Below are 15,770 nucleotides of genomic sequence, written 5' to 3'. Positions count from 1 at the left end.
CAAGCCGGCCGCAACTATTCGGGGCTTTGCTCCGAGGCCCAATCCTTAGAATCTGTCACGTGGCATCTTGCTACACCCCCCGACTTCAGCCCTCCGCAAGGAGGGCTTTTTTTTGGTTTTTCGCCTGCGCGCGCAAAGGCAGATCAAACGGGCTGTTCCATACGGCCCAATAGCATTCCAAGAATTGTTCCAAAAACGGAACACAGTGTGCAATCCACGTGACTTCTTGCGATGCGCCGAACGCTGCATAATGCCGCGCCAGAGCGGGATTCCGGCAGCCATCCGAAGCCGCCGTTGCCATGCTCGTCGTCGTCCCTCCTGCCACGCTGTCACGCCTGCCACGCTGTCATGCCTAGCCATCTGTCCCTGTATCGCTTTCCATCCAGCCGAGTCGTTCGCCGTTCCGTACTGGCTGCCATTGCCTTGTCTGGCGCGCTTATCAGCGGCCTGTTGCATGCCGAGCCATGGTTCGAGCCCGTGCGCCTCGGCGTGTCCGCCGGGGCCGGCAAGGATGCCGCGATGGCGCGGCTCGAAGCGCGCTGGGATCTGAAGCAGGATTTATGGGCGACGTCCTCGCAATCCGTTCGCCTGCGCCTCGGGTTAGAAGTCTCGGGTGGCGTGTGGAATCCCCATGGCAGCGGCGGGAATGCGCTTGGCGATCTTGGCCTGACGCCGATCCTGCGCCTGCAGGGCGCGGGCCGCAGCGGCGTCTTCGTCGAAGCCGGCGTCGGCGTCCACGTGCTATCGCGCACGCGGCTATCCGACGACAAGGTCTTTTCCACGGCCTTCCAGTTTGGCGATCGCGTGGCCGTGGGGTACCGTTTCGGCGATACGCTTGATTCGGAACTGGCCCTGCGCCTGCAGCACTATTCGAACGCGGGCATCAAGGAACCCAACCCGGGCATCAATTTCGTCCTGCTCCAGTACTCGGCGCGCTTCTGAGACGTGCCAGCAACTATTGTTTAGGCATGGCGGCCGGCCGCCCGCCATGCCGGCTAGTGCGCAGGTACATGCCGCCGGAGCGCCGCACGGCGACCTTGCGCGGCTGACCGAATACCGGATACCGGATACCGGCAGGCAGACATGCAGGCATTGGCCTTGTTCTCCGTGCAGTTCATGCTGGCGGTGACATGGACGCTCTATACGGCGTTCCTGCCCGCACTGGCCGCTCAGGCGGGCCTGCCGGCAGCGCAGGTGGCCTGGATCCTCCTGATGGACCAGGCCATCTTCGTCGTGATGGACAGTTTGCTGGGCATTGCCGCAGACCGCGTAGCCGATGCCTTGCACCGGGTTGGCACTTGGATACTCGCTGCCAGCGTGGTGTCGGCTGTCGCGTTCGCCCTGCTCGCGAAATCGGCTTCGCCCCAGATGATGCTGTTTCTGACCGTGTGCTGGGCCGCCACATCGTCGGCGCTGCGCGCACCGCCCATGGTGATCATTGCCCGCCGGCTGCGGGAGTCAGCTCCGCGATTCCTGGTCGGGTGCTCCATGCTCGGCGTAGGGGTGGCCTCCGCGCTGGCGCCCTTGCTCACGGCGTGGATGCGTGGCCAAGCGCCGGCACTGCCGTTTCTGTTGGCAAGCCTGGGCCTGTTGGCCGCGGTTCTCGCCTTGCAGTGGGTGGAAGCCCACGCGGGGCCGCTACCTGTTGCGGCATCAGCGACCGTACGCGCTGGCGGCATGGCCATGGCGTGGCTGCTGCTGGCCGCCGTGTTCCTGCTGGCATTCGGCTTCCAGGTCCATAGCAGCGTGAACAGCGCGCCGGCCTATCTGAGATTTGTGAAGCCCGGCGAACTCGTGCGCGTCATGCCAGCTTTCTGGATTGGCTTTGCGATGGGCGTCCTATTGCCCGCGCGACTGCCGCGTGGACGCTTCCTTCACCATGGCGCACTGACGGCCGCTGCGACGCTGGGTGCGCTGGTCCTGGCCGGCATTGCCCATGCACCTTCACTGACGGTACTGTTGGCGGCCCAGTGCGCGGTCGGACTCTTGTGGGGCGTGGTCTTCTGTGCTGCGGCCGGTGCCGCCATCGACGCGGGGCATGTCGGTCGCGAAGGCAGGCTGACAGGCATTCTGTTCGCCCTGGCGGCGCTGGCGGCTTGCGTGCGGATTGCCATGGTCGCATCCGGCGTCGCCAGGCAACCGGCGCTGGCCGGCCTGTTGCCCTGGCTGCCATCCATCGCGTGGGGCACGGCAGGCGTACTGCTCGCCGCCTTCGTACTGCGCAATATGGCGGTGCTCGCGGCCCGGCCAGCCCGCGGAGATGCCTGATCGACGGCATGAGCGGCCCCGCCCGCGTAAAATGTGACGCCCCCATCTGTCCAGGAGATCTTTATGACGCTTGCCTTGTCCCGCCGAACCCGTGCAGCCATTGCGGCAGCCGGACTGCTGCTGGCTGCGAGTGCGGCACTCGCCGACGACCTCGAAATGCCCAGGCCGCGTGGCAAGGACGAAGCGCCTGGCGCGCCAGTCGCGTGCAGGAAGGCGGTGAAGACAAAGCTTCCGAATCCCGATCACTTCAAGTGGGATGGCAGCACGTACCGCAAAGTCGCCGAAGATGCCTACAGCGTTGTCGCGGATGTGGAATACCTTGGCACGGACGGTGCCCAGCGCAAGGCAAAGATCCAGTGCGACGTGATCCGGGCCCCCGGCGACAGGTTCGTCGTCACCAAGGTCCGGCTGCCGGAATAAGCTAAGCGCGACCGGGCGCCGACGTTGATGTGGACACTGTCCAGGCTGTTTGCTAGTGTATGTGTACGGCATCCACAAATGTGGCTGCGCACTGCCAGGTGACAGGAGGTAGGCCATGCATACCGAGGCGCTCAACGAACATCGCTGGCTGCAACGGCTGGTGGGGGAGTGGATGGCGACAGGCGAGGCCCTGATGAGTGCGGACCAGCCGCCCGTGAAATGGGAAATCCCAGAGCGCGTCGGCCGCGTGGGGGACTTGTGGGTGCAGTGCGTGAGCGAAGGCGAGATGCCCGGCTGCGGGCCCGCCACCACGGTGATGACGCTGGGCTACGATCCCTCGCGCAAGCATTTCGTGGGTACGTTCATCGGTTCGATGATGACCTACCTATGGACCTATGAAGGCGATCTCGATCCCGACGGACAGGTACTCACGCTGCGCGCCGAGGGGCCGGACAACACTGGCAGCGGCAAGATGGCGAAGTATCGCGACGTCATCTGCTTCATCGACGACGACCATCGCACGCTGACGTCGCATGTCCAGGGTTCGGACGGCGAGTGGACGCAATTCATGAGCGCCAGTTACCGGCGCGTGCGCTGACACTCGGGCCGCGCGAGGCGGACCAAGCCGTTTCCGATTTGCCGCACACTGATGCGCGCCGTCATGAAGCGTGGGTGCCGCGCCGGTTGCTTGGCCGGGCAATGCCCCATGCATCCAGCAATGGCTGAAAGCTCGGGCCGGCTTCGGCGCCGCGCGCGGGAACGCGGCGGGCGGGGGGGAGGGCCCGGCCGGTCAGGCCAAACAGCCGCTCGGTTTGCGCAATGTCGTCAGCGGCCGGAAGGTCTTCGACCACACCCATCTGCCGTGCGGATTTCAGCGCGCGCGTGAGTTCCGAAGCCGTCAGCCTGCAGGCGCTGGCAAGATGGTCGCGCCGCATGGGGCCAGCATGTCGCAAGCAGGCGATCAGCGCGAGTACACATTCCCGGGTTGGTCGTTTCATGGTGGCTACGTCGGAAGAATCTGCCCGGCGGCCGGGTTCTGCTGTAACCGCGCCGCATTGAACTGCCCATTCTTCCGGAGCCCCCGCGCCTTGCCAATCGGATATCACAGTTGTTCACAATTGGCGTCGGATTGCGGCCGCTTGTCGGAAATGTCCGATATGTCCCATTTTTCCGCTGTCTTTGCCGTGCTAGTCGCTACCGCCTCAGGCCGGGGTCGACAAAGCCGGCGGGTACGCATCGCAGGCGGTGCTCCCCGGCACAACGGCATCCGCAGGAGGAGCGAAGTCCCCCAACCCGAGTCACGCTGCGCCAGCCGCGCGCTATTTGCAGCAGGCCTGCATGCGCGATCAGTGACGGGTGTGCGGATTGCCCTGTGACGGCACGCCCTGCGGAAGCAGCGTGCCGTACTTGCGCCAGCGGCGTTCCTGGGCGCGCTGTACGTCTTCGGCGATCTCGTGCAGCTCGGCCAGGCGGGCCTCGAGCGCGTCGGGGTAGATGTCGTGGGGGCTGAACCGGAGGCTGAAAGGCATGGTGTTGTCTGTCGTATTGGAAGAATGTATCGGCAGCGTTACAGGCCGGCTTGTGCATTCGTCCTCTTGCCGGTCCACAACCTGCGCGCTTTGCTGATACCAGTATGGACAACGCCCGGCCGCCTTGCGCCTGTCGGTCGTCAGCCGCTTGACCTGACTCAATGCACGCCGCGCAATGACGTATTGCGCATCTTCCGAGCCCGGGTCGTGCCTTGCGTTTGCGCTGCCCGCTGACACCGTTGTAGGACGAATGCGGACTGCCCGCACGGTTCGCTGATTGCTACGCTCAATCTGCCAGTCCGGCCCCTTTATTCCTGCTGCGGCGCATGTCCGCATCCACACGAAGCAAGGAGATCCTCATGAGAAAGCTATGCGCACTATTTGCCCTTGCGGGCATGCTGGTCATCACAGGCTGCAATACGATTGCGGGCGCCGGCAAGGATGTCGAGCGCGGCGGCGAGAAAATGCAAGGCGCCGCGGAAAACACCAAGCAGAAGATGTAAGCCAGCGGGCCGCCCGTGCCATGCTGACAAGACGACAGGGGCCCTTTGCGGACCCCTGTCGTCTGTCGTGCCTGCGCTACCAGTCGCGCATCAATGCGCGGTAGCGGGCTCTTGAGTAACCCTGTCGGCTCGGAGATCAGGCACCAGGGCGCCTTGAAGTCACCCCGTTGAGACAGACGGCACCGCTCAGTTGCACCGCGCGCAGCAGGTCGGACAGAGCAAGCCACTGGTATTCCATGCCGGCGGCTTTGCGGAAATCAGCGCGTCTTCCCGGCAATGACCAGCGCGATGCCGCCGAGCACCGCGGCGGCGCTGACGGCCAGCCGTATCGACATCGCCTCGCCAAGCAGCGCGATGCCGCCCACCGCCGCGATCACCGGCACGCTGAGCTGGACGGTCGCGGCGGTCGCCGCGCGAAGCCGTGGCACCACGGCGTACCAGACCACGTAACCGAGGCCGGAAGTCAGCGCCCCGGACACCAGCGCGCTCGCCAGCCCGCTGCCGTCCACGCTGCGCTGCGTATGCATCCCCCACGCCAACGCCAACGCAAGCGCAGGCAGCACGGCGCGCATGAAGTTGCCCGCGGTGGTCGCAGTGGCGTCGGCCGCGCCTCTGCCGCGCAGTGAATAGACGCCCCATGCGATGCCAGCCATCACCATCAGCAGCGATGAGCCCGGCGGCGGGGCGGCGAGCCCCGGGAGCACCAGCCACACGAGCCCGCCCAACGCCAGTGCAAGGCCTAGCCATTGCCCGGAGCGCAGGCGCTCGCCCACGTACAATCCGTAGCCGGTCATGGTGGCCTGCACGGCGCCGAACAGCAACAGCGCCCCCGTGGCAGCCGAAAGATGCAGGTACGCAAACGAAAACGCCGCCGCGTACACGAACAACGCCAGCGCCGACAACCAGCTCCCGCCACCTGGCAGCCGGCGCGGACCATGGCGAACCATCAGGATCAGCCACAAGGCCGCCGCCGCGCTGCCAATGCGGAGCAGCGTGAAGGAAGCCGCATCAATAGCCGTGCCCTTGAGCGCGAGCCGGCACAGGATCGAATTGCCGGCAAAGGCCAGCATGGCCAGCGCTGTCAGCAGGCCTACGCGCGCGCCGGGCATGGCAGGACGGGCGGCGTGCACCGGTTCACTCTGCAAGCGTGTGGCCTCGCGAGAACCAGGAACGATGCGCAATGGCCTTGACCCGTGCGACACGGTCGCAGCGGGGGCTGCGCATTCCGATGAATCCGATCCGGTTCATGTCTTGTCCGCTGGGTTGCGATGGCATGGTGGCGTGGTGACGTTGACGCGGGGGGCGCCGCCCGCAGCGTCGTGATAGATGATAGTCACTGCGCACCCACCGCAAACATCCGGATCAATGCTGAGCACCGGCGGACGCGGCAAGAATGGCGCGGATGCGCGCCAGGTAGTGGTCCCCGACCGCACGGTGGGCACAAGCCGATTCCCGTGCCGATTCGCGCGCAAATTCGCGCCGGGTCGGCGGGCGGATTCCCAGGCTGCGGCAGATAGTGGACAGGTAGGGCTTGCGCGCATCAGCGAGCCGGGCCGCGGCGGACTGCAGCGCCGCATCGCCAATGCGCACGCGCAGCCAGGCCAGCACCTGGCGGTCATAGTCGTTGTGAACGCGGATCAGATGTTCCATGGCTTCCCTCACACTGTTTATCCATACAGGTACTGTAAATATATACAGTATCGAGGGATAGGCAAGGGGAAACATCATAGATGTGAGATTTGCAGGAGGCAGCGCGGCTAGGTGAGGTGTGGTCCGCCGGCGGTTTTCGACCCATCACGGTCGCTCTACCATTGCCATGCCCAAGGCGATTATTGGCAGAGGATCGGCCATTGGGAATCGCCGCAACCAGCGAGCATGTCCATTATCATGAACACAATTACCGGCGAGCTTCGGCCGGCGCTGCCGGAGACATGATAAGCTCCACCGTCACTCGGTCTCGGGCTGGCTCTTCGCTGCGACGCACTTGATCTCGACCAGCAGGCCTGGGTGTGCGAGTTCGGAAACCCCTATTGACGTCCATGCGCAAGTGCCGTGTGGAAAGATCCGATTCTTCACTGCCCGGAATATGGGCATATGCTTAGCCATGTCCACGTGGTACGTCGTCATATCGACAACGTCCTCGAAAGTACACCCTGCCGCCTCCAACACCACGCGCAGGTTCTCCCAGCACGCCAGGAACTGCGCTTCGGGATCCGAGATCACTGCAAGGTCAACGGTACGCCCCACCTGTCCAGCGCAGAAAACGGTGGCGCCAAGCCTTATCGCGGGTATATAGCCGGCACGGTCTACGATACGTTGCATCGCTCGCGGGACGATCAATTCTCGGTCTGTCATTTGTTCATCAGGAAGTGCGGGAACGCTCGGCCTTCAGGCCAGGATTGCATGCCTCGTCAATGCAGTGATTTAGTCCAGTGAAATTTTGGCGTGGTCAATGACTTCACCCCAGCGCTTGGCTTCCTTTTCAATGAGCTGAGCCATGTCTGCACTGGAGCCGGGGTACGGTCGGGCACCTTGCTCCGCCAGTTGAGCAATAAAGCGCCTGTCTTTTGTCATACCAAGCAGAGTATCCTGGAGCTTCTTCACCACCTCCGGTTTCGTACCGGCAGGTGCCATGAGGCCGTACCATGACTCGACAACTGCATCCTTTACACCGGCTTCAGCAAAAGTGGGAACATCTGGAATTGCCGGATCGCGCTTTTCGCTGGCTACAGCTAACAGACGGACCTTTCCCGCCTTGGCAAAGGGCAGCACGTTCGGCAGATTTACGAACATCAGTTGTACTTGACCGGCGAGCAAGTCCACGCCTGCAGGACCAGCACCCTTGTACGGTACGTGTACGAAATCCACTCCCGTTCTGGACATGAATAGCTCACCGATAAGGTGATTGATGGAACCCGTCCCCGCCGAGGCCATATTCAGTTTTCCGGGATTGGCCTTCGAATAGCTGATCAGCTCCGAGACATTCTTTGCGGAAGCTTTGCCGGATACCGCCAGGACATTCGACACCGTCGCGAACGTCGCAACCGGAATGAGCTTCTTGGGGTCGTACGACAGCCTCTTGGTGAGCAGCGGTTGAACGGCTTGTCCCATCGAACCCAGCAACAAGGTATATCCATCCGGGGAGGCCTTGGCGACGAAGCCCGCGCCAATTGCGCCACCGGCACCAGCTTTGTTGTCGACGACAACCGGCTGGCCCAGCTTTTCCCCCATATTCTCGGCTACCAGGCGACCCATCATGTTCACGGTGCCGCCGGCCGCAAAGGGCACGACAAGCATGATGGGCTTTGAAGGATAGGTCTCCGCACGAACACCCATGGAAAGTGCGGCGATCGACACAACTACTGCAACAGACTTCAACATAACCTGCGTCTCCTTTAAGCAACGAGTTTGACAACGGCCTCGATGAGCATCCGTTGCGAACGATCCAAATGGGTGCGCGCCATACTCACCCATTGTCGGTCTGCTGCGCGCTCCTGCGCGGCATGCTCGAGCAATCGTGCAACCTGATGCGGCCCGACGCTTCCATCGGTAATCCGGGTCTCGACAAACCGACGTGGATCGAGCGCCTCCTGAACTGCACAGTCGCTCAGTCGGAGACGGACTCCAGCCGTTTCGAACGCGGCTTCGTCGAGACGAGCACTGGTCAATTCATTTGGGCTCAGGCCTTGAGCCACGCAATTGCGGACTGCACGGGCGACGATGTGGTGCACTTGGCGGAAGGAAAGGCCACGCTCACGCACGATTACATCCGCGAGGTTGCTTGCCGTGCACCAACTACCCTTGAGCGATTCGGCCATGCGGTCCCGATGCACGATCAGCGTTTCGATGACTCCTGTGAACAGATCCAGCATGCTCTCAGTCGTTGAGAACGCTTCATCGATGTGAGAGACGGTTCGCATCGCTTGGTCCCCAGTCCCCTCGGCCCGGAAAGTCGCCAGCGCAGCGCCAAGCCACGTTACTGCGGGGCCGGCAGCCTTCCTGATGGTCTCCAAAGCTACTGGGTTCTTCTTCTGGGGGAAGATGCTGCTCGTGCCACAGTAGCTGTCATCGCATTCAACCAGTCCAAATTCGGTGCTGGACCAAATATGGAGATCGGTAGCCAGATCGTTCAAGTCGGCCATGATGAAAGAAAGTGCGCAGATGGCATCTGCGGCGTCAAAAGCTTCGCGACCCAGCTTGGAGTTTTCGACCAGACCGTCGAAGCCGAGCAGTTCCGTGGTCCGCTCGCGGTTGAGCGGCCACGACGTGCCCGCAAGGCCGACCGTCCCCAATGGATTGCGGTTGACGCGCCCGTAGGCCTGAGCGAGACGCTCAAAGCTGTCATGCAGGCGAGAGCTGAAACTGAGGAGATAGTGCCCGAAGACCCAAGGCTGTGCCTGCTGCATATGCGTGTAGCCGGGCATGATGGTGTGAGCGTGGCGGCGCGCTTGCTCGGCGACTGCATCCTGAAACTCGTTCAGCCGGTCCATCACATCCAGAATGCGATTGCGCTTATACAGCCGGCGTACGGTAGCGCCCTGGTCAATCCGGCTGCGGCCTGTGTGCATCTGCCCACCGACATCCTCGCCAATCGCGCTGAAGAGATACGACTCCATCTGCAACAGGAAGCTGCCTTTGCGCGCATCAACTGGAAAATCCGAAGGTTCCATGTCGCGAATGGCCAGTAACTGCTCCAGGATTGCGCGTCCGGTAGCTGTGGAAACAATGCCCTGTTCCACCAGCATGGTGGTATGGGCAAGATCGACGGCGACAAACTCGTGGAACTGCCTGCGCTCGCGCTCCAGTCCCGGCAGGGCGTAGTGCTTGGTAAGCCGGGAGGCCGGGGGCGAGCTTAGCCGGGCTTCGGCAAGCAGTGTTTCGTGGGAAGTGGAGGATGTCATGGCATTAAGTGAGGCAGATTCCATGACGAGATGATGAATTCTTGGTCAGGCAGTCACAACTACAGACAGGGTTGGACGCGCATAAGGGATTCTTGTGCTCGCACAGAGGCTTGGTGCGACGGTCGTCCAGCTCTGGGTGTGAACAACCCTAACCCTGGTTTGCTGTTGCGGACACGGGAGTGGGGAGGGTTAGGGCCGAGCCGCGTTTGCTTTGAAGAGCGCCTTGACCACCTTGATGAAATCCTCGACGACTTTTGATTTCGGTTGATGGGAAGGCAGAACGATGGAAAAGTGGAACTCCACTACCGGCCACAAAGGGCGCCAAACCACGCCCGGCTCGCGCACCCTGCGAGCGGTAAAGGGATCGACGACTGTCAGGCCAAGGCCGCCAGCAACCAGACTGCACGCCACGTGGCCCAGCGATGTGACCACCGAGGGCTTGCATGTCACGCCGGCGGCTTCGAGTTCCATCTCCAATCGCATACGTACCGGGCTATTGCGGCTCAGGGAAATAAGCGGCTCGTCTTGCAGGTCAGTTATCTTCAATGATCTTTTGCGGGCCAGAGCATGCCCACGTGGGAGCACGCAGACCGCCGCGACGCTTGGCAACGGAAAAACATCCACGCCTGGGAACTCGTTGCCGGACATCTGCACAAATCCGATGTCGATCTGGTGTGCGGCGGCAAGCTCAAGCACGCCCAGAGAGTTTCGAACGTCGAGCGAGATGGCCAAATCGGGCCGCGAAAGCGAGAACTCCTTGATTCCCTCGCTCAGCAAGCTCAAGCCCAACGTATGCATTGACGCAACCCGTAACGTACCGATGCGTGCAGACTTGAGGTCCATCGCCACGCGCTCGATCTGCTCCATGCCCTGGTAGAACCGGTCCACCTCCCGGAACAGTCGCTGGGCTTCCGCTCCCGGAATGAGCCGATTGCCTTCCCGTCGAAACAGCCGAATCTCAAGTCTCTTTTCGAGCTCCCTGATCAGTGAACTGACCGCAGGCTGACTGATCTTCAGAAGCTCGGCTGCAACAGTCATGCTGCCGGCGACCATGACACTGCGGAAGGCTTCTAGTTGCCGGGGGTTCAGTTGCATCGGGAGTTAGGCTGAGGTTCTTCGGAGCATAAGCGTAATGAACGTCTCACACTGCCGCAAGCAGCATGAGAGGCTCCTTTGGGTCCTGGAGCGGCCCAACGAGTTTCCCGGCTGCCGTGCGGGCGAATGTCCCTTACTGGCCGGTCTCTGCCCATCAGGCAAACTGCCGGAAGTCCGCTGGTAACCCGGCCTTCGGACAGAGGGCCATCCCCTGACGCTGCCCCCCCGCCAGGATGTCGAACACCTAGACGGGGTCACCCATCGCGGAAAGGCCATAGGCGACCGCGTCCACCTGAATCTCCGCTGAGTCTTGAATCGTGGCTTCGATGTCGGGGGCCAGATGACTGCCGTGGCTGTTCTGGAGCAATACCAGACGACGCTGAAAGATGCGCACGCGTGAGGGTTCGACGTCGAGTCGTCAGCCCTTTAAGCGTGAGGCGGAACGGCCTCCGGGTCCATCCACATCACCTCCCAGATATGGCCGTCCGGATCCTCGAAGCTGCGTCCGTACATGAAGCCGAAATCTTGGACAGGCGTGGGGTCCGCCTTGCCGCCGGCGTCAGTCGCCTTCTGCACGAGGTCAGACACCTCTACCCGTCCGCCCGCTGACAGGCACAGCAATACCTGTGCCTCCGTGTGCGCGTCGACGATTCGCTTCCCCGTGAACTGCCGCCATTTGTCGTGGGTAAGCAGCATGGCGTAGATCGTCTCGGAGATCACCATGCATGCCGCGGTTTCATCAGTGAACGCGGGGTTGTTGACCGCGCCAATGGCTTCGTAGAAGGCCTTGGATCGCGAGAGGTCTGTCACCGGCAGGTTGATGAAAATCTGCTTGTTCATGATCTGGCTTCCTCCATTTAAGCAATATATGACTTTTGGTTGTTGACGTGAGCCATAACGAGATTGCCATGGCATCTTACTGACGAACAGTGAAGGTGCGGGCGAGAAGAAAGCCCGTCGATGCGGGGAACGTTATCGGCTCGCCCCGGGTGGGGGGAAGCCGGTGGTTTGCAACAGGGCGTTGCGGAACTGGAACGGGCCCGCCGGACACTAGGGATCAGGCGGTAGCCGGATCGGACGGCCACCTTGTGCGTACCAGGTCGAGGAACACACGCACGGCGGACGTCATGCCGCGCCGGCTCGGGTACATCGCGTACAGCGTGGCGGGGCGCGAACGCACGCCTTGCAGAACGGGCACCAGCATGCCGGCATCGATGGCGTCCTGGCATAGATAAGACGGCAACTGTGCCATGCCGGCGCCGCGCAGTGCGAGTTCGCGGATGGCCAGCAGGTTATCCACGGCAATGCCCGGCGTGACAGCAATATCGATCGGCTTGTCGTCTGCGTCGATGAACTGCCATGGCCGCGGATTTGTCAGTGTGCCCTGCGCGAGGCAGGGGTAGCCCGCCAACTCGTCGAGGCGCGCTGGCGGGCCGTCGGCTTCCAGCAACGACGGATGGGCCACGACGATCGACGCCGACGTCGCCACCGGTACGGCGATCACGTCCTCCGAGGCGAGCGGCACAACGGCCGCGCGGATGACCAGGTCCAGTCGCTCCTCAGCCAGGTCGACAAAGCGATTCGAGAGCGTCAACTGCACCTGCACGCCCGGGTGAGCGCGCGCAAACTCGGCCAGGATTGGAGGGAGCGTGGTCTCGGCGATCAGCATGGAGGTATGGAGGTGGATCACCCCCGATGGCTCTGCCACGGCGCTGCGCGTGAGGGCGCCGATCTTGTCGACGTGCGTGGCCGCCTCCCGCGCGTGCGCGAGCACCGCCTCGCCAACCGGCGTGAGGCCGAAGACTTGCCCCGACCGATGCAGCAGTCGCACGCCGAGCGCGCGCTCGAGTGTCGCCACCCGGCGGGACAGCCGCGACTTGGCGATGCCGGTCTGCCGCTCGGCGGCGCTGAATCCGCCGGCATCGACCACGTGGATGAAGAGCAGCAGGTCGTCAAGATGTGCGCCGATGCGCTGCAGCGCGGGAACGGATTCTCTGTAGGCCGCGGTGGCCGCTCGGGGATCTGGCATAGGAGGCGAAGGCGCGGGGCCGCGAAAATGCGGGAAACGTAGATGCTACGGCCCTGACGGGCGGCTGGGAAGGACGTAGCCGAGAATCTGACGGCGCTCGGGTCACCGCCCGACCTGCACCTTAAACGCTCCACAGCCACGCGACTGAGTTGCCGGCGGCCTCCCGGCTGCAACAACCCGTCAGACCGCCCGCAGCGCCGCTTTCACTTCAGTGCTGCCTTACCGCACCGCGCCCTCCTGCCGCAGACGGCGAATATCGTCCTCCACATACCCGGCACCGAACAAAATCTCTTCGGTGTGCTCGCCCAGCATTGGCGCGCGCGTGCGCACCGCGCCCGGGGTTTCGCTGAGCTTGATCGGTACGCCGGCGATCTTGACCGGAGTGGCCGATCCCGGTTGCTCCACTTCGACGATCATGTCGCGCACCGCGTAGTGCCTGTCCGCGAATATCTCGGCCGAGGTATAGACGGGGCCGAAGGGAACCTTGCCGCCCAGCGCGATGGCAATCTCTTCCTTGGTTCGCACCGAGGTAAAGGCTTCGATCGCCTCGATCACCTGCTGCTGATGCTGCACGCGCGCGGCATTGGTCGCGAAGTCCGGGTCCTGCGCCATGTCGGGACGGCCGATCGCCACGGCGAGCTTTTCCCAGAACGCATCGGTCGCGCAGGCAATCGAGACATGGCCATCGCGCGCACGGAACAAGCCGAACGGGCACAGCAGCGGGTGGCGGTTGCCTTCCGGTGCGGCCACTTCGCCGGTGTACGAGTTCTGGTAGACGATGCGCTCGCACATGGCCAGCACCGCGTCGGTCATGGCCACGTCGACGAACTGGCCCTGACCGGTTTCGCGCACGCGATTGACGGCCGCGAGGATGCCGATGCACAGCATCAGCGCCGGAATGGTGTCCCCCACGCCGGGACCGATCTTGGTCGGTGTGCAACGATCCGGGCCGGTGATGCCCATCATGCCGCCCATGGCCTGCGAAACCACGTCGTACGCCGGCCATTGCGCATACGGGCTTTCGCCGCTCCGCGGATCGCCAAAGCCGCGCACCGTGCCGTAGATCAGCCGCGGGTTGGTCTGGCGCAGCGTTTCGTAGGCAAAGCCCAGGCGCTCCATCACGCCTGCTCGGAAGTTTTCGACGACGATGTCGGCCTTGTCGATCAGCGCGCGCAGGACTGCACGACCCGCCTCCGTCTTCAGGTCGACGGCGATGGAGCGCTTGTTGCGGTTGACGCTCTGGAAATAGCCGCCGAAGTCGCGCAGCGCGTCGTCGGGGCAGAACGGGCCGGTCACACGCGTGCCGTCGCCCGTCATCGCTTCGACCTTGATGACATCCGCCCCGTGGTCAGCGAGGATCTGCGTGCAAAAGGGGCCGGCCAGCATCTGCGTGAGGTCGATCACGCGCAGGCCGGCAAGCGACCCGGCGGGTTTGGCTTGAGTCTGCACTTCGTGCTCCCGTTCAGGCCGCGATCTTGCCCAGCATCGCATCGGAGATGATGCGCATCTGGATTTCAGAGGTACCTTCGAAGATCTTGGTCAGGCGCGCATCGCGCCAGTAGCGTTCGGCCGCGAAGTGCGTGGTGTAGCCCGCGCCGCCGTGGATCTGCAGGCCTTCGCTGGTCACGCGCTCGCACATCTCGCTCGCAAACAGCTTGACCATCGACGCTTCGGTGTCGGCACGCACGCCTTCGTCGATCTTCTCGCACACCGTGTAGAGCAGCGCGCGCGAGGCCTCGATCTGCGTGGCCATGTCGGCGATCTTAAAGCGAATCGCCTGGAAGTTGCCGATCGGGTTGCCGAACTGGTTGCGGTCCTTCGCGTATTGAATGGAGTCCTCGAGACTGCCTTGTGCGAGGCCGATCGAGCGCGCGGCCGTATGGGCCCGTGCAGTCTCAAGCCCGGCCGTGGTCAGGTAGAACGCCTTGCCTTCCTCACCGACCATCTTCGAATGCGGCACACGGCAGCCGTCGAACGCGAGTTCCCACGTGGTCCAGCCGTGGTAGCCGATCTTGGGAATCAGGCTGCCCTTGACGCCCTCGGGGAGTTCGCCGCGGGGCTTTTCCACCATGAAGGCCGACAGGCCCTTGTGGCGCGCCTTCGGGTCGATGACCGGATCGGTACGGCAGATGACCAGGATGAAGTCGGCCTCGTCGGCAAACGTGCACCAGTACTTGCTGCCGGTGATGAGCCAGTCGTCGCCATCGCGCACCGCGCGGCACGAGATATTGGCCACGTCGGAGCCGGCATTGGGCTCGGACAGCGAGAACGCGCCGAGGAATTCACCGCGCGCCATGCGCGGCAGGTATTCGGCCTTGCGCTCTGGCGACAGGCCCTTGAGCGCGCCGATCAGGCCATTGCCGCGTGCGATCAGGCTGCCGACGCTCATCCAGCCACGCGAAAGCTGCTCGGCGACCAGGCAGTACTCATAGGCGCCCAGGCCCAGGCCGCCGTATTCCTCGGGAATCAGGATGCCGAAGTACCCGAGTTCGGCCATCTCGTCGATCAGCTCGCGCGGGATCTTGCCTTTCTCGGGGTCCCGCTTGTTGGCGATGGGCAGCACGCGCTCCATCGTGAACTGGCGCGCGGCCTCCTGGATCATGCGGCGTTCTTCGGTCAGTTTCTGCACCTTTGCTCCTTCCGTCTCCGGTCTCTGGTTGCCCATTGTTCTGGCACTATGTACGTACATAGTATGGAGTGGATTAAAGGGAATTTGCAAGAAACCTTGAAGGCGCACGCAAATTTTTTGTGGGTTAAGTTCCATTCTGATCGATTGACGGTGTCTCATTCACTCCACATTTGTACGTACAAAGGCATATCATCAAACGATCCGGATGTGCCGGAAGGCGCAGGCCCGCTGCGATGCCGGGTATGCACCGGACGCGGCCCGCCGCGGATCAACACGATGTGCCGTTTCATTTGAAACACGCCTTCTGGACATCGGCCGTCCAGCTCCCCGCGTTGGGTGGGGCGAAGTTCTGGGGCGGGGATGACCATGGCTGCCTGAAGGCTTCCATCCGCCATG

18 protein-coding genes are annotated in these 15,770 nt (G+C 63.1%); 5 read left to right on the top strand and 13 right to left on the bottom strand.

The window, feature by feature from the left end; all coding sequences use genetic code 11:
- Window positions 1–85: 85 nt before the first annotated feature.
- The gene (locus K2O51_RS02315) at window positions 86–301 is read right to left on the bottom strand and encodes a hypothetical protein (protein ID WP_220630443.1); all 216 of its coding nucleotides are present in this window, start codon (window positions 299–301) and stop codon (window positions 86–88) included.
- A gap of 47 nt (window positions 302–348) precedes the next feature.
- Between K2O51_RS02315 and K2O51_RS02310 the strand changes: the two genes are divergently transcribed.
- The 4 genes from K2O51_RS02310 (at window position 349) to K2O51_RS02295 (ending at window position 3,286) form a co-directional block, all read left to right on the top strand.
- Window positions 349–942: an acyloxyacyl hydrolase gene (locus tag K2O51_RS02310; protein ID WP_140950334.1), complete on the top strand. Its 594-nt coding sequence runs from the start codon at window positions 349–351 to the stop codon at window positions 940–942.
- A gap of 141 nt (window positions 943–1,083) precedes the next feature.
- On the top strand, window positions 1,084–2,268 hold the full coding sequence (locus tag K2O51_RS02305) for an MFS transporter (protein ID WP_140950333.1): 1,185 nt from the start codon (window positions 1,084–1,086) through the stop codon (window positions 2,266–2,268).
- Between the two features lie 63 nt (window positions 2,269–2,331).
- On the top strand, window positions 2,332–2,688 hold the full coding sequence (locus K2O51_RS02300; protein ID WP_220630442.1) for a DUF2880 domain-containing protein: 357 nt from the start codon (window positions 2,332–2,334) through the stop codon (window positions 2,686–2,688).
- 115 nt (window positions 2,689–2,803) lie between these two features.
- Window positions 2,804–3,286: a DUF1579 domain-containing protein gene (locus tag K2O51_RS02295; protein WP_011299937.1), complete on the top strand. Its 483-nt coding sequence runs from the start codon at window positions 2,804–2,806 to the stop codon at window positions 3,284–3,286.
- A 61-nt stretch (window positions 3,287–3,347) separates the two neighbouring features.
- Here K2O51_RS02295 and K2O51_RS02290 read toward each other — a convergent pair whose 3' ends face one another.
- Both K2O51_RS02290 and K2O51_RS02285 read right to left on the bottom strand, forming a co-directional pair.
- Window positions 3,348–3,686 (bottom strand): hypothetical protein, encoded by a 339-nt coding sequence (locus K2O51_RS02290; protein ID WP_041680131.1) that lies wholly within the window; start codon window positions 3,684–3,686, stop codon window positions 3,348–3,350.
- Between the two features lie 348 nt (window positions 3,687–4,034).
- Window positions 4,035–4,217 carry a hypothetical protein gene (locus tag K2O51_RS02285; RefSeq protein ID WP_011299939.1) on the bottom strand — a complete coding sequence of 61 codons (183 nt, stop codon included), beginning with the start codon at window positions 4,215–4,217 and terminating at the stop codon, window positions 4,035–4,037.
- Between the two features lie 359 nt (window positions 4,218–4,576).
- Here K2O51_RS02285 and K2O51_RS02280 point away from each other — a divergent pair, with 359 nt between their 5' ends.
- On the top strand, window positions 4,577–4,720 hold the full coding sequence (locus tag K2O51_RS02280; protein ID WP_041680132.1) for an entericidin A/B family lipoprotein: 144 nt from the start codon (window positions 4,577–4,579) through the stop codon (window positions 4,718–4,720).
- Between the two features lie 257 nt (window positions 4,721–4,977).
- On the opposite strand, the gene K2O51_RS02275 is transcribed toward K2O51_RS02280, so the two are convergent.
- The 10 genes from K2O51_RS02275 to K2O51_RS02230 all read right to left on the bottom strand — a co-directional run bounded on the left by K2O51_RS02275 (window position 4,978) and on the right by K2O51_RS02230 (window position 15,374).
- Window positions 4,978–5,829, bottom strand: coding sequence for a DMT family transporter (locus K2O51_RS02275; protein ID WP_041680133.1), 852 nt, complete (start codon window positions 5,827–5,829; stop codon window positions 4,978–4,980).
- A 253-nt stretch (window positions 5,830–6,082) separates the two neighbouring features.
- Window positions 6,083–6,370, bottom strand: a complete 288-nt coding sequence (locus K2O51_RS02270; RefSeq protein ID WP_011299942.1) for a CppA family protein — start codon at window positions 6,368–6,370, stop codon at window positions 6,083–6,085.
- Window positions 6,371–6,667: 297 nt separating this feature from the next.
- Complete coding sequence (locus tag K2O51_RS02265; RefSeq protein ID WP_235679931.1) at window positions 6,668–7,042, bottom strand: RidA family protein; 375 nt, start codon at window positions 7,040–7,042, stop codon at window positions 6,668–6,670.
- A 102-nt stretch (window positions 7,043–7,144) separates the two neighbouring features.
- Window positions 7,145–8,101, bottom strand: a complete 957-nt coding sequence (locus tag K2O51_RS02260) for a Bug family tripartite tricarboxylate transporter substrate binding protein (protein WP_011299944.1) — start codon at window positions 8,099–8,101, stop codon at window positions 7,145–7,147.
- 14 nt (window positions 8,102–8,115) lie between these two features.
- Window positions 8,116–9,645 (bottom strand): argininosuccinate lyase, encoded by a 1,530-nt coding sequence (gene argH, locus K2O51_RS02255; protein WP_011299945.1) that lies wholly within the window; start codon window positions 9,643–9,645, stop codon window positions 8,116–8,118.
- Between the two features lie 165 nt (window positions 9,646–9,810).
- Window positions 9,811–10,716 (bottom strand): LysR substrate-binding domain-containing protein, encoded by a 906-nt coding sequence (locus K2O51_RS02250; protein WP_011299946.1) that lies wholly within the window; start codon window positions 10,714–10,716, stop codon window positions 9,811–9,813.
- Window positions 10,717–11,142: 426 nt separating this feature from the next.
- The gene (locus K2O51_RS02245; RefSeq protein WP_011299947.1) at window positions 11,143–11,556 is read right to left on the bottom strand and encodes a VOC family protein; all 414 of its coding nucleotides are present in this window, start codon (window positions 11,554–11,556) and stop codon (window positions 11,143–11,145) included.
- Window positions 11,557–11,773: 217 nt separating this feature from the next.
- Window positions 11,774–12,745: a LysR family transcriptional regulator gene (locus K2O51_RS02240; RefSeq protein WP_140950319.1), complete on the bottom strand. Its 972-nt coding sequence runs from the start codon at window positions 12,743–12,745 to the stop codon at window positions 11,774–11,776.
- A gap of 219 nt (window positions 12,746–12,964) precedes the next feature.
- On the bottom strand, window positions 12,965–14,236 hold the full coding sequence (locus K2O51_RS02235; protein ID WP_220630441.1) for a CaiB/BaiF CoA transferase family protein: 1,272 nt from the start codon (window positions 14,234–14,236) through the stop codon (window positions 12,965–12,967).
- Window positions 14,208–15,374: an acyl-CoA dehydrogenase family protein gene (locus K2O51_RS02230; protein ID WP_220630440.1), complete on the bottom strand. Its 1,167-nt coding sequence runs from the start codon at window positions 15,372–15,374 to the stop codon at window positions 14,208–14,210. The genes K2O51_RS02235 and K2O51_RS02230 overlap by 29 nt, the downstream gene beginning before the upstream one ends.
- Window positions 15,375–15,770 lie beyond the last annotated feature (396 nt).

The organism is Cupriavidus pinatubonensis, from assembly GCF_019602855.1.
GTDB classification, from domain to species: domain Bacteria; phylum Pseudomonadota; class Gammaproteobacteria; order Burkholderiales; family Burkholderiaceae; genus Cupriavidus; species Cupriavidus pinatubonensis.
Note: the sequence above shows the minus strand (reverse complement) of the source record. Positions and strands in the feature narration are given on the sequence as shown.